The 1,037-nt window shown below is 69.9% G+C and carries 2 protein-coding genes; both read left to right on the top strand.

From position 1 onward, the window contains the following. Positions 1-217, top strand: a 217-nt coding sequence (locus E1266_RS37395; protein WP_207946168.1) for a hypothetical protein, incomplete at its 5' end; no start/stop codon positions are given. A gap of 129 nt (positions 218-346) precedes the next feature. Next, positions 347-1,037, top strand: a 691-nt coding sequence (locus E1266_RS37400; RefSeq protein WP_132055330.1) for an ABC transporter ATP-binding protein, incomplete at its 3' end; no start/stop codon positions are given.

Consider the following 1,037-nt stretch of genomic DNA (forward strand, 5'->3'; position numbering starts at 1 on the left):
ACTTTGGGGAGTTCTCATGCGCGTGCCCGCGTTCCTGCTCGTCCAGCTCGTCGTACTCGCCGCCTCCGGCACCGCCGCCTGCGCGGGGCCGCCGGCCCCGCTGCAGGAGGCCCCCGGTCCACGCGCCGCTTCCCCGGACAGCCGGATCACGGTGTCCTCCTCCGGCGACTTCACCCCCGACGACACCGACGCCCTCCGCGCCCGCCTCCTCGACTGAACACGCGCCCGGCTTCCACACGACCGGCCGGAACGGCACGGTCGTAGCCCGCCATCAACCGATCGGCTGATGGCAGGACCAGCGCCCCGGACGATGCCCCGCCGCACCGCCCCGCGCCATCCTCGAACCATGCCGATCATCGAAGTCAACGGCCTGCGCAAGACCTACGGCGCGCACACCGCCGTCGACGACGTCACCTTCACCGTCGACGAAGGCGAGATCTTCGGAATCCTCGGCCCCAACGGCGCCGGCAAGACCACCGCCGTCGAATGCCTCGAAGGACTCCGCCGCCCCGACACCGGAACCATCCGCGTCGCCGGCCTCGACCCCGCCACCGACCGCGACGAGCTCACCGCGATCCTCGGCGTCCAACTCCAGGAAAGCGAACTCCAGGAAAAACTCACCGTCCGCGAAGCCCTGGACCTCTACAGCGCCTTCTACCCCGCACCCGAGAACTCGCGTGCCCTCGCCGAACGCCTCGGCCTCACCACCAAACTCACCACCCGCTTCGGCAAGCTGTCCGGCGGCCAGAAACAGCGCCTCTTCATCGCCCTCGCCCTCCTCGGCCGACCCCGCATCGTCGTCCTCGACGAACTCACCACCGGCCTGGACCCCCGCGCCCGCCGCGACACCTGGAAACTCATCGAAGAGATCCGCGACTCCGGCGTCACCGTCGTCCTCGTCACCCACTTCATGGAAGAGGCACAACGCCTCTGCGACCGCATCGCCGTCTTCAAACAAGGCCGCATCGCCGCCCTCGACACCCCCGCCGGCCTCATCGGCCGCAGCGCCGGCGACACCGTGATCTCCTTCACCCCTG

The sequence above is a fragment of the Actinomadura sp. 7K534 genome, assembly GCF_004348575.1.
GTDB classification, from domain to species: Bacteria; Actinomycetota; Actinomycetes; order Streptosporangiales; family Streptosporangiaceae; genus Spirillospora; species Spirillospora livida.